Annotated in this window: 19 protein-coding genes; 9 read left to right on the top strand and 10 right to left on the bottom strand. The window is 65.1% G+C overall.

Annotated elements, in window-relative coordinates; genetic code table 11:
- Positions 1-169 precede the first annotated feature (169 nt).
- On the top strand, positions 170-1,084 hold the full coding sequence (gene hemF, locus EB815_RS11375; RefSeq protein ID WP_056578015.1) for an oxygen-dependent coproporphyrinogen oxidase: 915 nt from the start codon (positions 170-172) through the stop codon (positions 1,082-1,084).
- Between the two features lie 159 nt (positions 1,085-1,243).
- Complete coding sequence (locus EB815_RS11370) at positions 1,244-1,429, top strand: DUF1059 domain-containing protein (protein WP_056578017.1); 186 nt, start codon at positions 1,244-1,246, stop codon at positions 1,427-1,429.
- A gap of 160 nt (positions 1,430-1,589) precedes the next feature.
- On the opposite strand, the gene EB815_RS11365 is transcribed toward EB815_RS11370, so the two are convergent.
- The 3 genes from EB815_RS11365 to EB815_RS11355 are packed head-to-tail and all read right to left on the bottom strand — an operon-like array spanning position 1,590 to position 4,113.
- Positions 1,590-2,855, bottom strand: a complete 1,266-nt coding sequence (locus EB815_RS11365) for a CCA tRNA nucleotidyltransferase (protein WP_056578019.1) — start codon at positions 2,853-2,855, stop codon at positions 1,590-1,592.
- Positions 2,852-3,484 (bottom strand): CoA pyrophosphatase, encoded by a 633-nt coding sequence (locus tag EB815_RS11360; RefSeq protein ID WP_056578361.1) that lies wholly within the window; start codon positions 3,482-3,484, stop codon positions 2,852-2,854. Before EB815_RS11360 ends, EB815_RS11365 begins: the two co-directional genes overlap by 4 nt.
- Positions 3,484-4,113, bottom strand: coding sequence for a DUF1285 domain-containing protein (locus EB815_RS11355; RefSeq protein ID WP_056578021.1), 630 nt, complete (start codon positions 4,111-4,113; stop codon positions 3,484-3,486). The genes EB815_RS11360 and EB815_RS11355 overlap by 1 nt, the downstream gene beginning before the upstream one ends.
- Positions 4,114-4,255: 142 nt before the next feature.
- On the opposite strand from EB815_RS11355, the gene EB815_RS11350 reads away from it, so the two are divergent.
- Genes EB815_RS11350 through EB815_RS11335 form a run of 4 tightly spaced genes read left to right on the top strand, consistent with a single transcriptional unit; the run spans position 4,256 to position 11,099 of the window.
- Complete coding sequence (locus EB815_RS11350; protein WP_056578023.1) at positions 4,256-5,260, top strand: AAA family ATPase; 1,005 nt, start codon at positions 4,256-4,258, stop codon at positions 5,258-5,260.
- Complete coding sequence (locus EB815_RS11345) at positions 5,260-6,198, top strand: DUF58 domain-containing protein (RefSeq protein ID WP_056578025.1); 939 nt, start codon at positions 5,260-5,262, stop codon at positions 6,196-6,198. The genes EB815_RS11350 and EB815_RS11345 overlap by 1 nt, the downstream gene beginning before the upstream one ends.
- Positions 6,195-9,017 carry a DUF4159 domain-containing protein gene (locus EB815_RS11340; protein ID WP_056578027.1) on the top strand — a complete coding sequence of 941 codons (2,823 nt, stop codon included), beginning with the start codon at positions 6,195-6,197 and terminating at the stop codon, positions 9,015-9,017. The genes EB815_RS11345 and EB815_RS11340 overlap by 4 nt, the downstream gene beginning before the upstream one ends.
- A gap of 3 nt (positions 9,018-9,020) precedes the next feature.
- Positions 9,021-11,099, top strand: coding sequence for a hypothetical protein (locus EB815_RS11335; RefSeq protein WP_056578029.1), 2,079 nt, complete (start codon positions 9,021-9,023; stop codon positions 11,097-11,099).
- Positions 11,100-11,274: 175 nt separating this feature from the next.
- Here the strand turns inward: EB815_RS11335 and clpS are convergent, their stop codons facing one another.
- From clpS to EB815_RS11315, 4 genes are all read right to left on the bottom strand, one after another.
- Positions 11,275-11,580, bottom strand: a complete 306-nt coding sequence (clpS, locus tag EB815_RS11330) for an ATP-dependent Clp protease adapter ClpS (protein ID WP_056578031.1) — start codon at positions 11,578-11,580, stop codon at positions 11,275-11,277.
- 139 nt (positions 11,581-11,719) lie between these two features.
- On the bottom strand, positions 11,720-12,034 hold the full coding sequence (locus tag EB815_RS11325; RefSeq protein ID WP_056578033.1) for a hypothetical protein: 315 nt from the start codon (positions 12,032-12,034) through the stop codon (positions 11,720-11,722).
- Between the two features lie 158 nt (positions 12,035-12,192).
- Complete coding sequence (locus EB815_RS11320; protein ID WP_056578035.1) at positions 12,193-12,444, bottom strand: hypothetical protein; 252 nt, start codon at positions 12,442-12,444, stop codon at positions 12,193-12,195.
- Positions 12,445-12,481: 37 nt separating this feature from the next.
- Positions 12,482-12,781: a hypothetical protein gene (locus EB815_RS11315; RefSeq protein WP_056578037.1), complete on the bottom strand. Its 300-nt coding sequence runs from the start codon at positions 12,779-12,781 to the stop codon at positions 12,482-12,484.
- A gap of 271 nt (positions 12,782-13,052) precedes the next feature.
- Between EB815_RS11315 and EB815_RS11310 the strand changes: the two genes are divergently transcribed.
- Together EB815_RS11310 and EB815_RS11305 are read left to right on the top strand one after the other, a co-directional pair.
- A complete protein-coding gene (locus EB815_RS11310; protein WP_056578039.1) occupies positions 13,053-13,769 on the top strand; it encodes a response regulator in 717 nt (238 codons plus the stop codon).
- On the top strand, positions 13,766-15,175 hold the full coding sequence (locus tag EB815_RS11305) for an ATP-binding protein (RefSeq protein ID WP_056578041.1): 1,410 nt from the start codon (positions 13,766-13,768) through the stop codon (positions 15,173-15,175). Before EB815_RS11310 ends, EB815_RS11305 begins: the two co-directional genes overlap by 4 nt.
- A gap of 36 nt (positions 15,176-15,211) precedes the next feature.
- Here the strand turns inward: EB815_RS11305 and choV are convergent, their stop codons facing one another.
- The 3 genes from choV to EB815_RS11290 form a co-directional block, all read right to left on the bottom strand.
- Complete coding sequence (gene choV, locus EB815_RS11300) at positions 15,212-16,393, bottom strand: choline ABC transporter ATP-binding protein (RefSeq protein ID WP_056578043.1); 1,182 nt, start codon at positions 16,391-16,393, stop codon at positions 15,212-15,214.
- Complete coding sequence (gene choW / locus EB815_RS11295) at positions 16,390-17,244, bottom strand: choline ABC transporter permease subunit (protein WP_056578045.1); 855 nt, start codon at positions 17,242-17,244, stop codon at positions 16,390-16,392. Before choW ends, choV begins: the two co-directional genes overlap by 4 nt.
- Positions 17,245-17,375: 131 nt before the next feature.
- Positions 17,376-18,311 carry a choline ABC transporter substrate-binding protein gene (locus EB815_RS11290; protein WP_056578047.1) on the bottom strand — a complete coding sequence of 312 codons (936 nt, stop codon included), beginning with the start codon at positions 18,309-18,311 and terminating at the stop codon, positions 17,376-17,378.
- A 287-nt stretch (positions 18,312-18,598) separates the two neighbouring features.
- On the opposite strand from EB815_RS11290, the gene EB815_RS11285 reads away from it, so the two are divergent.
- Positions 18,599-19,210, top strand: coding sequence for a thymidine kinase (locus tag EB815_RS11285; RefSeq protein WP_056578049.1), 612 nt, complete (start codon positions 18,599-18,601; stop codon positions 19,208-19,210).
- Positions 19,211-19,213: the final 3 nt, after the last annotated feature.

Genomic DNA, 19,213 nt, shown 5'->3' with positions numbered 1-19,213 from the left:
GTTTCGGCAAGGATCACGCGCAAAACCAAAGTCCTGCGGCGTTCCCTGCGCGTCCAATAGACGCGCGGCCCTGCAGCGGGACTTGACCCTGTTCCTCAAGAGATTAGGGATCGCGCCCGGAAAAGACGAGTCTTTTGTCGACTCGCCGCCCCGCAATCGGAGACGGCACTTGGAACGACCCGAAATACCCGCCGGCCTGCCCGCCGACATCGAAGAGAAGAAGATGAAGGCCCGCCTGTGGTTCGAGGCGCTGCGCGAACGCATTTGCGGCGCCTTCGAGCAGATCGAGCAGGATCTCCAGGGCCCACTGGCCTCCTGGTCCCCTGGCCGTTTCGAGAAGACGCCTTGGGAGCGTGACCAGGGTAAGGGCGGCGGCGGCACAATGTCTATGATGCATGGCCGCGTCTTCGAGAAGGTCGGTGTGCACACCTCGACCGTTTACGGCGAGTTCTCGCCTGAGTTCAGGAAGCAGATGCCCGGCGCCGAGGAAGACCCGCGCTTCTGGGCATCCGGCATTTCGCTGATCGCGCACCCCTGGAATCCCAACGTGCCGGCCGTGCACATGAACACGCGCATGGTGGTTACCTCGCGCCAATGGTTCGGCGGCGGCGCCGACCTGACCCCGGTGCTCGACCGCCGCCGCGTCCAGGACGATCCCGACACCGTCGCCTTCCACCGCGCCATGCAGTTCGCCTGCGAGAAGAACGCCGGCGTCGCCGACTACCCGAAATTCAAGACCTGGTGCGACGAGTACTTCTTCCTGGCCCACCGCAACGAGCCGCGCGGCACCGGCGGCATCTTCTTCGACTGGCTGCATTCGGGCGAGGAGAAAGGCGGCTGGAATGCCGACTTCAACTTCGTCCAGGATGTCGGGCGCTCCTTTCTTGTCGTCTACGGCCACCTCGTGCGCGCCAACTTCAACGAGAACTGGACCGACGGCGACCGCGACGAACAGCTTATCCGCCGTGGCCGCTACGTCGAATTCAACCTGCTTTACGACCGCGGAACCATCTTCGGCCTGAAAACCGGCGGCAATGTCGCCTCGATCCTGTCCAGCCTGCCGCCAGAGGTACGCTGGCCGTGAATGTCAGGTAAGCGCAAGGCGCACGGCGCTTTGATGCAACCAGACAGCCCCTTCCGTGTTATCGTTTCTACCCTGCTCATGGTCCGAAGCCCTCATCTGTAATCGACCGTGGGCCAAAGGGAGCCTTGACTGGCTCCATGGAGGAAAAGGAGAAATCCGATGAAGCAATTCCACTGCGGGTCGCTCGTTCCCGGCTGTGACTGGCACACCCGTGCCGACGAGGAAGCCGAAGTGATGCGCCGTGCCGTCGAGCATATGCGCGAGACGCATGGTGAGACCGTCATCCGCGAAACGATGATCGAGGCGATCCGCTCGCGCATCGAAAAAGTCCGCGACGCAGCCTGACTTGAAGCATTCCCTGAGGAATCGCTGCTAGAGCAATTCCAGGAAAAGTGTGAGCGGTTTTCCCGGGACAAGCGCGTAGCGCTTGCCCTTGGGAATTGCGTCTAAACAAGGAGTTAGAGCGGTTCGCCGTTTCCGTGAAACCGTGAAGTGCTCTAATACCCTATCTGGCGTTCAGGGCTTGCGCGGCGCGTTCGAGCAGCGCGCCGCGGTCCGGCGCAAATCCGGCGTCGATCCATTCCGCCTCGAGGTTCTTGAGGATCTCACCCAGCTTCGGCCCTGGCGTCGCGCCGAGCGCCGTCAGATCGGCGCCCTTCAGCGGAAACACCGGCTTTTCCCATTTGAGTGCGAAGGCCAGCAGGCGCGAAAAGCCGCCGGCCTCCAGCAGCGCGTCATTGTTCTCGACAGCGCGCACCCGCGCCGCCGCAAGCGACAGCCGCAGGCGATCGACAAAGCCTTTCCGGTCGCCGCGATAGAGTCGTTTGGCCAGTTCGCCCTCGGTGATCTTCGGCTCGACGGCGGTCGTGAGTGTCCAATAGCGCAGGCGGTGTGCTTCATCGGTCGAAAACCGGAGCCGCTCGGCAAGCGTTTGCATGCGCGCGGCATCCGGCGGCACAAGCGCCTCCAGCCGCAGCAGCGGATCCGCCGCCCAGCCGAGATCCTTTTCGGCCTTGGTCAGCCCATGGATGGCATCGATGCCCCATTTCTCGCTTTCCGGCAGCGCGGTGGTCAGCACACTCGCCTGCCGCATCCACAGCAGCGCCCGCGACGGGTCAGGTGCCGACAAGAGCTTCTTCAGTTCGGACCAGACGCGCTCCGCCGAAAGCTGGGCCAAGCCCTCCTTCAGCCGGGCGCAGGCCTTCAGCCCTTCGGCGTCCGGCCGGCCCTCGCCATACCAGGCGAAGAAGCGGAAGAAGCGCAGGATGCGCAGATAATCCTCGCGGATGCGCGCCTCCGGATCGCCGATGAAGCGCAGCTGGCGCGCCTCGATGTCGGCGATGCCGCCGACCAGGTCGACGACGGTGCCGTCGGCGTCGGCATAGAGCGCGTTTATGGTGAAGTCGCGCCGCTCGGCGTCCAGCTTCCAGTCGCGTCCGAACGACACCTTGGCGCGGCGGCCGTCGGTCTCGACATCGGCGCGCAAGGTGGTGACTTCATAGGGCTTGCCGCCGGCGACGACGGTGATCGTGCCGTGCTCGATGCCGGTTGGCACCGGCTTGAAGCCTTCCGCCCCGGCGCGGCGGATGGTTTCCTCGGGCAAACAGGTGGTGGCGATGTCGACGTCGGCGACCGATTGGCCCATCAGCGTGTTGCGCACCGCGCCACCGGCGACACGCGCCTCTTCGCCGCCTTCGGCCAAGGCGGCAAGCAGGCGCTGCAAATGCTTTTCGGTGAGCCAGTCGGCCCTGCCCGCGATCGAAACACTCACGCATAAAGCCTTTCATAGAGTGTACGGATGATGCCGGCGGTGACGCCCCAGATGCGCCGGTCGCCATAGGGCATGTCGTAGAAGAACCATTCGAGATCGTTCCACATGCGGCTGTCGCGCTTGTGGTTCAACGGGTCCATCAGGAAGTGCAACGGCACCTCGAAGGCGGCATCGACCTCGTCGGCGTTCAAGGTCAGCTGGAAGCCGGGCCGAACGATGCCGAGCACCGGCGCGATCCTGTAGCCGCTGCCGGCGACATAGTCCGGCATGCGGCCGATGATCTCGATGCGATCCCGGCCAAGCCCGATCTCCTCGAAGGTCTCGCGCAGCGCCGCCGCTTCCGGGCTTGCGTCGGTCGGGTCGATGGTGCCGCCGGGAAAGGCCACCTGCCCCGAATGGCTGCGCAGCTTTTCGGCCCGTTTGGTCAGGAGAACCGTGGCCTCACCATCATGATCGACCACCGGGATCAGCACCGCCGCGTCGCGCAGCGCCTTGCCCTGGTTGAGGCGCGGATGGCCTGGATTGAAGCGATGGTCGCCATAATCGTCGCCGGCATGCGCTTGCGGCTGCGCAGCAAAGCGCGCGCGAAAATCCGCCGATGAAAACGGCGCCGGTGACACCTGGTCCATCATGCGCTCAGCCGCTTAAGTTGGCCAGCCGGCATGATTGGAAACACAGCGCCCTTCGAGCGGACCGCGAACATGGTCTCGCCGCCGACCTCGATCTCCTCGCCATGTCCTACCAGTTCGTACATGACGGGCCGCGCCACCAGCGCTTCCAGCCGGCCGCGTACCAGCACATAGGGCTTCAGGCCGCCGGTCTCGTTCTCGTCGACGAAGCGCAGCGGCCGCTCCGGTCCGGCCTCGACCACGTCGCCGACATTGGTGCGAAAGGTGATGATCTGTTCCTCGCCGCTGCCCGAAACATCCAGTTCGACGGCGATGAACGGCGCGTCGGCGACGCGGATGCCGACTTTTTCCACCGGCGTCACCAGATAGGTCCTGCCATCCGCGTCCTTGCGCAGCACCGAGGAGAAAAGCTGCACCAGCGGCATCCGGCCGATCGGCGTTCCCAGGTAAAACCAGGTGCCGTCGGCCTTGATCTCCATGTCGAGATCACCGCAAAAATCGGGATTCCAGCGCTCGACGGGGGCCGCGCCCTTGCCGGCCCGCGCCGCGCGCGAGATCAGCGCCTCCAGGCCGCGTGCCTCGGTCGCCTGCGTAAGGCTTTGTTGGCGATGTTCGTCGTGTTCCGTCATCGTCACGAAATAGTCACTGTTGTTCCGCTTGTCAGCCTAAGTCTGTGATTTAAGTTCGACCATAGGCGCTACGCGAGGCCGAATCGCGGCAACCTATGATATGGTGCGGGCCGGTATTTCCAACCAAAGGGATCGATACGACATGAGCGTGATGGTCAAGGAAAGCCCGATCAGCGAAACGGACATGATCGCTGAGGCCGAGAAGGCGCTGGCTGACATTTCCAGGATCCGCGACGGGGTCGGCCGGGTGATCTTCGGCCAAGAGAATGTCGTCGAGCGCACTTTGGTGGCGCTGCTGGCCGGCGGCCATGCGCTGCTGGTCGGCGTGCCGGGCCTTGCCAAGACCAAGCTGGTCGAGACGCTGGGCGTCGTGCTCGGCCTCGATTCGCGCCGCATCCAGTTCACGCCCGACCTGATGCCATCGGACATTCTCGGCTCCGAGGTGATGGAGCAGGACGAGACCGGCAAGCGCTCCTTCCGCTTCATCTCCGGGCCGATCTTCGCCCAGTTGCTGATGGCCGATGAGATCAACCGCGCTTCGCCGCGCACGCAGTCGGCGCTGCTTCAGGCCATGCAGGAGTATCACGTTACCATCGCCGGCGCCCGCTACGATCTGCCGGCGCCCTTCCACGTGCTGGCGACGCAGAATCCGCTGGAGCAGGAAGGCACCTATCCGCTGCCCGAAGCCCAGCTCGACCGCTTCCTGATGCAGGTCGACATCCTCTATCCCGAAATCGAGGCCGAACGCCGCATCCTCCTGGAAACCACCGGCATCGAGGATGCGAAGGCCCAGAACGTGCTGCAGCCGGCACGGCTGAAGGAGATCCAGACGCTGATCCGCCGCATGCCGGTGCCCGAAAGCGTCGTCGAGGCGATCCTGACCCTGGTGCGCTCGGCGCGTCCGGGCCAGGGCAATGCCGAGACCGACAAGCATGTCGCCTGGGGCCCCGGCCCACGCGCCAGCCAGGCACTGATGTTGTGCACGCGCGCCCGAGCGCTCTACGATGGGCGGCTGGCACCTTCGATCGACGATGTGCGGGCCCTGGCCGAGCCGGTGCTGCAGCATCGTATGGCACTGACCTTCGCCGCCCGCGCCGAGGGCACCAGCGTGCGCGATGTGGTGGCGAAACTTGTGAAAGGGATTTGATGACGCGTATCGGCGAGGTCCAGGCTCCGGCAGCGACGCGCGACGCGCTCGCCCGTGGCCGGTTGCGGGCTTCGCTTGTGCCCGACCTGCTGGTCGAGGCGCGCCGCATCGTCAACACCGTGATCGCCGGCTGGCATGGCCGCCGCAAGCGCGGCATCGGCGAGAATTTCTGGCAGTTCCGGCCCTATGTCGAAGGCGACTCTTCGCGCATCGACTGGCGCCGCTCGGCGCGCGACGACCACACCTATGTGCGCGACCGCGAATGGGAGGCCGCCCATACGGTGTGGCTGTGGGCAGATCCCTCGCCATCCATGCTCTACAAGTCAACCGGCGCCAGCGTTTCCAAGCAATCGCGCGCACTGGTGCTGGCGCTGGCCATGGCCGAGTTGTTGTCGCGCAGCGGCGAGCGTATCGCCTGGCCGGGACTGACCGATCCGTTCACGGCCCGCAACGGCGCAGAGCGCATCGCCGCCCAGCTGATGCATGCCGGCGACCTGCCGGCCAAGCCTGATCTGTCGGACATCAGGCGGTTCTGCGACATCGTCATCGCCAGCGATTTCCTCGATCCGGTCGAAGAGACGATGGAATGGCTCGACGTGCTCGCCCGCCACGGCGTGCGCGCGCATCTGATCGAGGTCGCCGACCCGGCCGAGGAAACCTTCCCCTATGCCGGCCGTACCGAGTTCACCGATCCCGAGACGGGCGAAAAACTGACCGCCGGTCGTGCCGAAATGCTCGGCGACGAGTATCGCCTGCTCTACACCGCCCGCCGCGCGGAATTGGCCGGCTGGTGCAAACGGCTCGGCTGGAGTTTCACCGTCAACCACACCGATCGGCTGGCGTCCGACGCACTGGTGCGCCTGCACATGGCGATGACCGCCGATGGGGGTTATTCCGGGCCAACCTCCGCTCGCGCCGGAAAGGTGGCTGTCGCATGAGTTGGCTGCCGCTCTCCTTTGGCGCTCCCATGGTGCTGTGGGGCCTGCTGGCATTGCCGGTGATATGGTGGCTGCTCAGGCTGACGCCGCCCAAGCCGCAGAGCGAGATCTTCCCGCCGCTGAAAATCCTGGCGCGGGTGCTGAAGCGCGAGGAGACGCCGCAGCAGAGCCCATGGTGGCTGACGCTGCTCAGGCTGCTGATGGCGGCGCTCATCGTCGCGGCATTGGCCGAACCGGTCTTCAACCCGCGCGAAAAGCTGCCGGCCGAGGGGGCTGCCCTTGCGCTGGTCATCGACAATGACTGGGCAAGTGCGGCCGACTGGAACAAGCGCGTCGCCACCGCCGAACGGCTGATCGCCGACGCCGGCTCGAACGGTGTGCCGGTCATCATCGCCTTCACCGCCGAAAAGGCCAATGCGGAGATCGGTCCCTTCGATGCCGCCGCCGCGCTCGACCGGCTGCGCGCCGCCAAGCCGCGGCCAATCCCGACCGATCGACCCGCCGTCTATGCCCGCGTCGCCGGCGTTCTGGAGGGCCTGCCCGGCGCCAGCGTCGCCGTGCTGGCCGACGGACTGGCGGCCAAGGGCGACGAGGCCGCCTTCAACACGCTTTTGTCGAAAAATGCCGCCCGCATCGTCTGGGCAACCGCCGACCGGCTTTCCCTGACCGGCCTGACCGCCGCCGACAACCAGGTCGACGGCTTTGCCCTCACCGCCATCCGCGCGCCGGGCGACCCGGCGCCCGCGCAGGTCATCGCCGGCGCCTTCGACGACAAGGGCCGCCGCATCGCCGATGCGACGCTGACCTTCGCGCCCGGCGAAGCCACCGCCACCGGCACCATGGCGGTGCCGTTCGAGCTGCGCAATGATTTCGCCTCGATCGCGCTCGACGGCGAGCGCCAGGCGGGCGCGGTGCGTGTGCTCGACGAAAGCTCCAAGCGCCGCCGTGTCGGGCTGCTGTCACAGGCCGAGGCAGACCAGGCGCAGCCGCTTCTGTCGCCGCTCTACTACATCAGGCGCGCGCTGCAGCCCTTCGCCGACTTGGTCGAACCCTCCAGCGCCGATCTCGCCGACGCCATCCCACAGATCCTCGACCAGAAGCCGGCGATGATCATCATGGCCGACATCGGCACCATTCCCGCACAGGTCCGGCAAAGGCTGGTCGACTGGGTCGACAATGGCGGCACGCTGGTGCGTTTCGCCGGCTCGCGGCTGGCCGCCGCCGGCAATGATGACGATTTGCTGCCGGTCCGCCTGCGCATCGGCGAGCGTTCGCTCGGCGGCGCCCTGTCATGGACGTCGCCGCAGCCGGTCACCGAATTCCCCAAGGCCGGCCCGTTCGCCGATCTGGCGCCGCCCACCGAGGTCACCGTGAGCAGGCAGGTGCTGGCCGAGCCGACACCCGATATCGTCGAGCGCACCTGGGCGGCGCTGGCCGATGGCACCCCGCTGGTCACCGGGCTGAAGAAAGGCAAGGGCACGCTGGTGCTGTTCCACGTCACGCCCGAGGCGACATGGTCGAACCTGCCGATCTCGGGCAGCTTCGTCGAGATGCTGCGCCGCATCGTCCAGCTGTCGCGCAACCAGGGCGCGGCGGTCGCCAATGCCGAGGCCGCCGCCACCTCGCTGGCCCCCTACCGGATGATCGCGGCCGACGGCTCGCTGGGGCCGCCGACGCCGGATGCGCGGCCGCTGGTGCCGGGCGCCGGCGCTTTGCCGGTGACCTTCGAGAACCCGCCGGGCCTCTATGGTTCCGAGACCGGCGTCTTCGCCCATAATCTGCTCGATGCCGCAACCAAGTTCGAGCCGCTGGCGCGCCCGCAGGTCGCCGTTCCGGTCACCACGATCCAGTATGCTTTCGACGAATCCCGCAACCTGAAGGGCGCGATGGTCGCCGCGGCGCTGGTGCTGATGCTGCTCGACACGCTGGCGGTATTCTGGATGGGCGGCCTGTTTTCACGCCGGCGGCGCCGTGCCGGTGCCGTGGCCACGGCCGCGGCAGTCCTGATGGCCCTTGGCGCACTGTTCGCCAATGCCGATTACGCCCGCGCCGACGATGCCAAGCCGGGCGACGAGGCGGCGATCGCGGCGATCTCCAAGACCCGCATCGCCTATGTGCTGACTGGCGTGCCGGGCGTCGATTCGATCAGCCGCGCCGGGCTCGAGGGCCTGACGCGCTTCCTGATCGAGAAGACAGCGCTCGAACCGGGCGCGCCGGCCGGCGTCGATATTTCGAAGGACGAGCTATCCTTCTATCCGCTGATCTACTGGCCGATCGATCCGGCGGCACCCATGCCGAGCCAGGCCGCGATCGCCCGCATCGATGCCTATATGCAGCAGGGTGGCACCGTATTGTTCGACACGCGCGACCAGTTCGCCAACGGCATCGGCGCCGATTCCACCAGCCCGGCGACCGAGCGGCTGCGCGACATCCTCGGCAACCTCAACGTGCCGCCGCTGGAGCCGGTGCCGTCGGACCACGTGCTGACCAAGTCCTTCTTCATCCTGCCCGAATTTCCCGGCCGTTTCGCCGGCAGCCCACTCTGGGTCGAGGCATCGCTCGATGCAAGCAACGCCGACAACCGGCCGGTACGCACCGGCGACGGCGTCTCGCCGATCATGATCACCGCCAATGATTTCGCCGGCGCATGGGCGGTCGACGAGAATGGCGATCCGCTGCTGCCGACCGTGCCGGCCGACCCGATGCAGCGCATCTATGCGCTGCGCGCCGGCGTCAACATCATGATGTACATGCTGACCGGCAACTACAAATCCGACCAGGTGCACGTGCCCATACTGCTCGAACGATTGGGGCAGTAGCGGATGAACTGGTCAATCTCCCTCGAACCGCTGATCTCCTGGCCGCTGCTCGCTGTGGTGCTGGTGCCGCTGGCGCTGCTTGCGCTCGTCGGCCTGTGGTTTCGCCAGCGCGGTGGTGTCCTGCGCTTCGTCGCCCTGCTGGCGCTCGCTGCCGCGCTGTTCAACCCGGTGTTCCTCAATGAGGAGCGCGAGCCGCTGAAGAGCGTCGTCGCGCTGATCGTCGACCGCAGCCAGAGCCAGGACATCGGCGACCGCACCAGGCAGACCGATGAAGCGCTGGCCGGGCTGCAGCAGCGTCTTGGCCGCTTCAAGCAGTTCGACGTCCGCGTCGTCGAGGCCGGCAAGTCCGATGCCGCCGAGGAGCGCACCGCAACGCGGCTGTTCGGCGCGCTGGAAGGCGCCTTCCGCGACGTGCCGCCCTCGCGCATCGGCGGCGCCATCATGATCACCGATGGCGAGGTGCATGACACGCCTTCGGGCGCGCCCGACTTCAACGCCCCGCTGCATGCGCTCATCACCGGCAACGACCACGAAAAGGACCGCCGCATCCGCTTCGAGAACGCGCCGCGCTTCGGCCTTGTCGGCAAGCCGCTAGACATGACCTACCGCGTCATCTCGGCGGAAAACGAGGCCGGCCCGGTCGATGTGCGTGTTTCGGTCAATGGCGAGCAGGTCTCGGTCGAGCATGCCACCGTCGGCCAGGCCATGCCGCTGCAGGTGACCATTCCGGGCGCCGGCCGCAACATCATCGAACTCGCCATCGACCGCGAGCCGGGCGAACTCACCGACACCAACAACCGCGCCATCGCGCTGGTCGACGGCATCCGCGAGAATTTGCGCGTGCTGCTGGTTTCCGGCGAGCCGCATGCCGGCGAGCGCACCTGGCGCAATCTGTTGAAATCCGACGCCTCTGTAGATCTCGTCCACTTCACCATTCTGCGGCCGCCGGAGAAGCAGGACGGCACGCCGATCAACGAATTGTCGCTGATCGCCTTCCCGACCCGCGAGCTGTTCGTCGAGAAGATCAAGGATTTCGACCTCATCATCTTCGACCGCTACCAGCACCGCGACGTGCTGCCGATCCTCTATTACGACTACATCTCCGAATATGTCGAAAAGGGCGGCGCGTTGCTGATCGCCGCCGGCCCCGAATATGCCGGCGAGGCTTCGATCGCGCGCACCCCGCTGATGTCGGCCCTGCCCGCAATGCCGACCGGCGAGGTGGTCGAAAAGGCGTTCTATCCGCGTCTGACCGACCTTGGCCAGCGTCATCCGGTGACGCGCGGCCTCGACGGTTCGGCCACCGAGCCGCCGCATTGGAGCCGCTGGTTCCGCACCATCGGCGTGCAGAACCCGCAAGGCGAAGTGGTGATGAAGGGCGCCGACAACCGGCCCCTGCTCCTGCTCGACCGCAAGGGCGAAGGCCGCGTCGGCATGCTTCTGTCCGACCAGGGCTGGCTGTGGGCGCGCGGCTTCGAGGGCGGCGGCCCGCATGTCCAGCTCTACCGGCGCATCGCCCACTGGCTGATGAAGGAACCCGAACTCGAGGAAGAGCGGTTGACCGCCGAGGGACGCGGCATGGTGCTTGATATCCGCCGCCAGACCATGGCCGACGATCCCGGCCCCGCACAGATCATCACGCCCTCCGGCAAGACCGTGACCGTCAAGCTCAACAAAACCGAGCCCGGCGTCTTCCTTGGCAGCGTGCAAACCAATGAGATCGGCCTGTTCCAGGTTGCCAATGGCGATCTCACCGCGCTTGCCCATGTCGGGCCGGTCAACGCCCCGGAATTCGCCGACGTCATCTCAACCGAGGATCGGCTGAAAGCGCCGGCCGAAGCCACCGGCGGCAGCGTGCGCCGGCTGGCCTCGTCCGCGGCCACTGGCGGCGACGTGACCCTGCCTTCCATCGTGCCGGTGCGCTCGGCCGGCGATGCCTCCGGCAGTGACTGGATCGGCCTGCGCACCACCGATGACAGCGTCCTGAAGGCCGTCTCGCGCGTGCCCCTGTTCGGCGGCTTCCTCGGCCTCGGCCTGCTGCTCCTGGCGATGGGTTCGATGTGGTACCGCGAGGGAAGGTAGCGCGGCGCCGTTTTCCTTCTCCCCTTGTGGGAGAAGGTGGATCGGCGCGCAGCGCCGAGACGGTTGAGGGGTGTTCCAGCGGAGTGAGGCGTCGGTGTTCCCTGGAACACCCCTCATCCGACCTCGCTTCGCGAGGCCACCTTCTCCCACAAGGGGAGAAGGGAAGAACCCCTCCTCACTCTTCCGGTTCCGTCGTGAACAGCAAGGGATAGCCCTTGGCCTTGCCGGCATCGGTGGCCCGCGTCGCCTTGGTCTCGGCGACATCCCTTGTGAAGACCGCGACCACACAGGCGCCGCGCCGGTGCGCGGTGATCATGATCCGGTGCGCCTGGTCCTCGCTCAGCTTGAATTCACCCTTCAGCACCGTCACCACGAATTCGCGCGGCGTGAAATCATCATTGATGAGGATGACCTTGTAGAGCTTCGGCCGCTCGGTCTGCGGCTTGACCTTGGTGCGGGGTTTCGTGGTGGTTTCAGGCATCGGAACCGACAGTTTCGCGATCGGGCTTCACCGCGTATTTTGCCACGGGCGGCGGCGATCGTCCATTTTGATTGGCGTGCGGACCGCCGGCGGGCGGGCCCGGTCATTCACAATCATGTGGGAGATTGTCGGTCGCGGTTCAACGGCCCTGGCGGCCGAAGACGCGGCGGTTTGCTCCGGCGTCCGCCCGGCGTTCCATCCAGGCCGCGATCGGCCATCCGGCAACGCAGACCAGCGTCACGGCAAGAAGCACGATCAGCAGCCACGCCTGGACAGGCGTGATGTAGTCCCAGTTGCTGGAAATTATCGGCGCGAACAGCGAGGGTTCGGTGCGGCCACTGGCAGGATCGGGCACGGGGCTCGCGGTGAGCAGAATCAGCGCCCTGGCGACACCGGTGGCAACCAGGCCGCCGATCACCATCGAACGCAAAATGGACGAAAGCCGCTTCTTCATGCGGATTGTCCTACACGGCCGGCGTTGAAAACGGGTTAAGTCAGATCGAGATTACAGGCTGTGGGCGCCGGTGCTCAGCCTCTCGATCGGGTACCTGGCAGAAGGCCGCCCCAGCCGGTGCGGCTGGAGCGGCCTTGATGAAAATCGTCGGACCTGGATCAGGCCTTCGGAGCATCCTTGGCCTTGGCCTTCTTCACGGTCTTCTTGGCGGGAGCCTTCTTGTGCTTGACCTTCTTGACGACCTTCTTCACCGGGGGCTTGGCGGTGGCGTCAGCAGCCGGAGCGGTGGTGGTCGTCGTGGTCGAGGCAGCCGGAGCAGCGGTCGTGGTGGCAGCGGCGTTGCCGAGAGCGGGCATCGCGAAAGCCAGGGCAACGGCGAGACCGGTGGCGGACAGGATGGACTTTTTCATGGCTTCATTTCCTTTTTATGCGGGTCGATTTTGAGTGTCACTGGACCGGGTCGTTCGGTGCCACTCCAAGCAGCTTCAAAGCATTGGCGAGCATCCGAATTCCCTGTGCCTGTTTCTTGGCGGCGCAGTACCGGTTGCCCTTTCTCTGAAGTGCCTTTGCCGCGGTGACCTGCGTTGCCGTGGCGTGGGTTTCGAGGGCTTCATCAAATTGGTGGCTGAGATTGGCGCACCGTTCGCTCCGGGTGAGCGGCGCCTTTGCATCCGATTGTCCAACAGCGGCAGTGACCAGGCCAAGGCCCAGCAACGCACCCAACAAACTGATCGACAAGCTTGGCATCGGTTTTTCCGTGAACCCGGAGACTTTGCGTCGCAGCCGGTAATCTGACCGCCACGGCACCGTTATGCCGCCTTACCTTTTCAGGAGTTTTTCCCGATTGTAGAATTTTGTTTCTGGATTGTGTCTGCCAGGACCCCGCCGCTTTCCATGTGGAGAAGGCGGAATTCGTTCTCCCTTGAAATCCAAGGCACTGGCCAACATATGGCCCGAATTCTATCGTGTGGCTCACCTGCCAGGAATGGCTTGGCCGGCAACCGGGACAGGGTACCTCGTGAAATCCGACGCACACATACTGATCGTCGACGACGACAAGGGCATCCGCGACCTGCTTCAGGAGTTCTTCCAGAAGCGAGGCCTGCACACTTCGGTTGCCGCCGACGGCACCGAGATGGAGACCATCCTGCGCCGCTCGCAGGTGGACCTCATCGTCCTCGACGTGATGCTGCCCGGCAAGAGCGGGCTGGAATTGTGCCGCGACCTGCGCGCCCAGTACACGACGCCGATCATCATGCTGACCGCCGTCACCGAGACAACCGACCGCGTGGTCGGCCTGGAGATGGGCGCCGACGACTATGTCCCCAAGCCCTTCGATCCGCGCGAACTCCTGGCCCGGATCCGCGCCGTGCTGCGGCGCAATGGTGCCGCCGAGCCGAAACGCGCCGCGACCAAGCAGATCTATCGTTTCGCCGGCTGGACGATGGACTGTGCGCGGCGACGGCTGACCGCGCCCGACGATGTCAGGGTCGAGCTGACCATGGCCGAATTCAACCTGCTGCAAACCTTCGTCAAGAGCGCCCAGCGCGTGCTGACCCGCGACCAGCTCATCGAGCTGTCCGGTGGCGACAGCGACTATTCCTTCGATCGCAGCATCGACATCCTCGTCAGCAGGTTGCGGCGCAAGATGGAAGATGACCCCAAAACGCCCAAGCTGATCCTCACGGTGCGCAGCGGCGGCTACCAGTTCCTGCCCGAGACGACCTCCGAATGAGACGTCTCCTGCCGCAGACCTTGCCTGCCTGGGTGCTGCTGATTGTCATTGCCGGCCTTTTGATCAGCCAGGTCGCGACCCTCTATATCGTGTCGCGCGACCGCGCCGCCTCCAACGACGTGGTCGACCTCTATCGCCTCAACGACCGCGCCTTCTCGCTGGTGCAGCTGATGAGCGGCGCCACGCCCGAGGAGCGCAAGGCGACCGCGGCAGGCCTGTTCAACTCGACCTACGCCCTTACCGTCTCGGACACGCCCGCCGTCACCTCCTCGATCGCCGGTGACGACGAACTGGCCGAACTCGAGGACATCCTCGTTGGCCGGCTGTCGAAGTTCGGCGTCACCGACGCGCGCGTGCGGCGCGATCCGGCGACGCGCGAGGCCGACGACGCCAGCGGCACCGCATCCGGCCCCGATATCGGCCAGGTGGAGCGCGACCTTCTGGTGCTCGCAGCCGATTTCGCCCAGAGCGACAAGCTGACGGCCTCCTTGCGCTTCGCCGACGGCCAGTGGCTGAATTTCACCGAGCCGATCACGCCGATTGGCCCGATCCTGAGCTTCGACAGCCTGCCGCTCTATGCGCTGATCGCCGGGCTGGTGGTGATCATGTCGATCTGGTCGCTGCGGCGGCTGACGGCGCCCTACCGGATGATGGAAACCGCCGTGAACAGGATCGGCAAGGACCTGAAGAGCCCGCCGATCGCCGAGAGCGGCAGCCGCGAGGTTAAGGCCGCGGCGAGGGCAATCAACGCCATGCAGGCCAGGCTGCGCGAATATGTCGAGGACCGCGAGCATCTTGCCGCCGCGCTGGCGCACGACCTGCGCACGCCGATGACGCGCATGCGGCTGCGGCTGGAATTGTTGCGCAAATCGGCGGTTCGCGAGGCGCTGGCGCATGATCTTGCCGATGTAGAGAGCATCGCCAGTTCGGTGATCGACTTCGCCACCTTCGAGGTGAACGAGGAAAAGACCGAGCGCATCGACTTCTGGTCGCTCGTGGAATCGATCGCCGACCCTTATCCGGAGGTCTCATTCGACAATGACGACACCCGTTCGCGCGGCCTGATCTGCATCGCGCGGCCGGTCGCGCTCAGACGCTGCGTCACCAATCTGGTGCAGAATGCCGTCACCTACGGCAAGAAGGCGCATCTCAGCCTGCACCGCTCGGACGGCACGATCACGCTCACCATCCGCGATGAAGGACCTGGTATACCGCAGGCCCAGATCGATGCCGTGTTCGGCTCCTTCGTGCGCCTCGAACAGTCCCGCAACCGCCAGACCGGCGGCCTTGGGCTGGGCCTCACCATTGCCCGCAACATCGCGCGCGCCGCCGGCGGCGAGATCCGCCTGTCCAATCATCCGGATGGCGGATTGCTGACGGAGCTGCGCCTGCCACTGGCGGCCTGACGCGGGAATTGCGTCAAACGGGAGATTGCGAGGCGCCTACCGACGCAACACCGCGCTCAGCACGTCGCGGATGCCGATGGCGCCGACGAAGCGCGACTGGTCGTCGAACAGCGCCACGGGCGCCGTCTGCGAGCGGTGCATGGCCAGCATCACGGTTTTCAGCGACGTGCCGGGAGTGGCCCAGAAGACTTGCGCCGCTTCCTCCGACTGGGCCTCGACATCGGCGCAAGATACCCACACCGCCGGCTTGCCGTCGCGCTCGGCCGCCGCCACCAGCCCGTGCTCGTCGATCTTGAAGCGTGTCGTCTTGCGCCGGTCGAGCCACACCCAGCCGTCCTTGCCCTCTTCGAGGTCGCGGCGGTCGCGCATCACGTTCCAGGCGGTGAGCACCGAGAGCGGGTTCACATTGGCGATGAAGTCGCGGACATAGTCGTTGGCGGGCCGCAGCACGATGTCCTCCGGCGCCCCGGTCTGGACGATGCGCCCGCCCTCCATGATGGTGATGTGGCTGCCGATCTTCAGCGCCTCCTCGAGGTCATGGCTGACGAATATGATGGTCTTCTTCAGCTCGGCCTGCAGCTGCAGCAATTCGTCCTGCAGCTTGGTGCGGATCAGCGGATCGAGCGCCGAGAACGGCTCGTCCATCAACAGGATCGGCGCCTCGGTGGCGAAGGCGCGGGCGAGACCGACGCGCTGCTGCATGCCGCCCGACAGTTCATGCGCGTATTTCTTCGACCACTGGTCGAGATTGACCAGCTTGAGCTGCTTGTGCACGCGTTCCTTGCGTTCGGCTTCCGGCACGCCGGCAAGTTCGAGGCCAAGCCCGACATTCTCCTCGACCGTGCGCCATGGCAGCAGGCCGAACTGCTGGAAGACCATCGCCACCTGCTTCTGGCGCAAGCGCCGCAAGGTCGGCTCGTCGCAAGTGACCACGTCGACAATCTTGTCGCCGTCCTTGACCAGAACCTGGCCGCGCGACACCACGTTGAGCCGGTTGACGGCTCTGAGCAGCGTCGACTTGCCGGAGCCCGACAGGCCCATCAGCACCGAGATTTCGCCCTCATGCACCGTCAAGCTGGCGTCGGCGCAGCCCAGCACATTGCCGGTCTTTTCGAGGATTTCAGCGCGCGTGGCGCCCTTGTCGATCATCGCCAGCGAACCGGCCTGGTCGGCGCCGAAGACGATATCGACGTTCTTGAAATCGACGGCGACGGTCATTTCTTGCCTCCAACGCCAATGCGGGTCATTCGGTCGAGCACGATGGCGAGCACGACGATCGCCAGCCCTGCTTCAAGCCCGAGGTCGATGCGGCGCGAACCGAGCGCGCGGTTGATTTCGGTACCCAGGCCGCCGGCGCCGATCAGGGCCGCGAACACCACCATCGACAGCGACAGCATGATCGACTGCGTCAATCCCGCCATGATCGTCGGCAGCGCCGAAGGCAGTTCCACCTTCCACAGAAGCTGGCTTTTGGTCGCGCCGAACGCCTCGCCGGCCTCGATGATCGACTTCGGTACCGAGACGACGCCGAGATGCGTGAGCCGGACCGCGGTCGGGATGACGAAGATGATGGTGACGATGAGACCAGGCGCGTTGCCGAGACCGAACAGGGTCAGCACCGGGATCAGGTAGACAAAGGTCGGCAGCGTCTGCATCAGATCGAGCACCGGCAGCATGACGCGGTAGACCTTTGGCTTGTGCGCCGCCCAGATGCCGAGCGGCACGCCGATGGCCATGGCCATGGCGGCGGCGGCGACGACCAGCACCAGTGTCTGCACCGTCTGCTTCCAGAGGTTCTGGTTGATGATGAAGATCAGGCCGAGGAAGACGCCGATGGCAAGCGGCCGCGAGCGCTGCAGCAGCCAGGCGATGACGGCGATGACCAGCGCCAGCAGCACCGGCGGCACCATCAGCAGGAGCTCGACCAGCCCGTCGAGCAAGAAATTCAAACCGTTCGAGAAGGCTCTGAAGATGGTGTCGAAATTGTCGGTGAGGAAGCCGAAGAACGCCTTTCCCCAGGCACCGATCGGGATTTTGTGATCGACCATGAATTGCGAAATCGGATCCATCTTACCCCTCTTCGTCATGAGCCGCCCTGCTCTCGGCTCGCGCAACGTCATCTTGTCACAGGATATGGAAAAGGGCAGCCTTTTCTAAGATGGCTGCCCTTCCTGTTTCGGACTTGCCGAATGCAGTCGGCTCAGCTTCCGAGCGCGGTCTTGATCGCTGCGGCGGCATCGCCACCGTCGAACGTGGTAACGCCCGCGATCCATGGCTTGATGGCATCCGGATTCTTCTTCAGCCAGTCGGCCGCCACCGTGTTGGCGTCGCCGCCTTTCAGGATCGCGTCCATCATCTGGCCTTCCATGTCCAGATTGAACTTCAGGTTGGCGATGAACTTGCCGGCATTCGGGCATTCGGTGGTGTAGCCCTTGCGCGCAACGGTGTAGACGGTCGCCGCGCCGAAGCCGCTGTCGCCCATGCCGTCGAGGTAGGTGATCTTCATGGCGCCCATCACCGGATGCGGCGTCCAGCCGAGGAACGCGATCCACTCATTGTTCTTCATCGACTGCTCGGCTTGCGTCAGCATGCCGGCCTCCGAGGACTCGACCAGCTCGAAACCTTCGAGATTGTCCTTCGGGTTCTTGATCATGTCGAGGATGATGCGGTTGCCGTCATTGCCGGCCTCGATGCCGTAGATCTTGCCGTTGAACTTGTCCTTGAACTTGCCGATGTCGGTCAGCGACTTTACGCCGGCATCGGCGACATAGGTCGGCACGACGATGCCGTAGCCGGCACCGGTCAGGTTGGTGCTGATCGTTTCGACCGAACCGTCGGCGGTGTAGTCCTTGATGTCGTTGGTCATCGACGGCATCCAGTTGCCGAGGAACACATCGAGGTCCTTGTTCTTCAGCGACGCCATGGTCACCGGCACCGACAGCTGGATCGTTTGTGGCGCATAGCCGAGCGCGGTAAGCAGCACCGATGCGACGCCAGTGGTCGCCTGGATGTCGGTCCAGCCGACATCGGAGAGACGCACCGCCTTGCAGCTCGCCGGATCGCCGGCAAAGGCAGCGCTCGTGGACAACAGAGCCGCAAGGCCGAGGCCGGCGGCGAAGGAATTCATACGCGACATAGACAGTCTCCCATTGTGATTCTTTGGCGAAGCGTGGTCACGGTTTCTCTGCCCGCCTTGTTTCGTCAGCCAAACACCATTCTGTTTAGGATTCAAGCGTCAAGGCAATCACGATCAACGGCGCGGACTGGCCAATCAGCGACACGGCTGACGCTTTTATGGTGCCAATATGGTGCCGAGTATTTTTTTAGAGGCTCGGCATCCTTTTCGGAGGCGAGCCGGCTTTTTCAGGGGAATGCGGCGGCGGCCCCTCCCCGCGCGGCGGCAACTCGGCTTAAAAGAGCGGCATGGCCAAGCTCTACTTCAACTACGCAACGATGAATGCCGGCAAGACAACGATGTTGCTGCAGGCGTCGTACAATTATCGCGAGCGCGGCATGACCACGATGTTGTTCGTCGCCGGTCATTACCGCAAGGGCGACAGTGGCCTGATCTCGTCGCGCATCGGACTGGAGACGGAAGCCGAGATGTTTCGCGATGGCGACGACCTGTTCGCCCGCGTCGCCGAGCATCACGACCACACGACGGTGCATTGCGTCTTCGTCGACGAGGCGCAATTCCTTGAGGAGGAGCAGGTCTGGCAATTGGCCCGCATTGCCGACCGGCTGAACATCCCTGTGATGTGCTACGGCCTGCGCACCGATTTCCAGGGCAAGCTGTTTTCCGGCTCGCGTGCGCTGCTGGCGATAGCCGACGACCTGCGCGAGGTGCGCACCATCTGTCGTTGCGGCCGCAAGGCAACGATGGTCGTGCGCCTCGGCGCCGACGGCAAGGTTGCCCGCCAGGGCGACCAGGTGGCGATCGGCAAGGACGTCTATGTCTCGCTCTGCCGTCGTCACTGGGAGGAAGAAATGGGCCGCGCCACGCCCGACGATTTCATCGGCTTCATGGAACCCTGAACA

It is taken from the genome of Mesorhizobium loti (genome assembly GCF_013170705.1).
GTDB classification, from domain to species: domain Bacteria; phylum Pseudomonadota; class Alphaproteobacteria; order Rhizobiales; family Rhizobiaceae; genus Mesorhizobium; species Mesorhizobium loti_D.
Note: the sequence above shows the minus strand (reverse complement) of the source record. Positions and strands in the feature narration are given on the sequence as shown.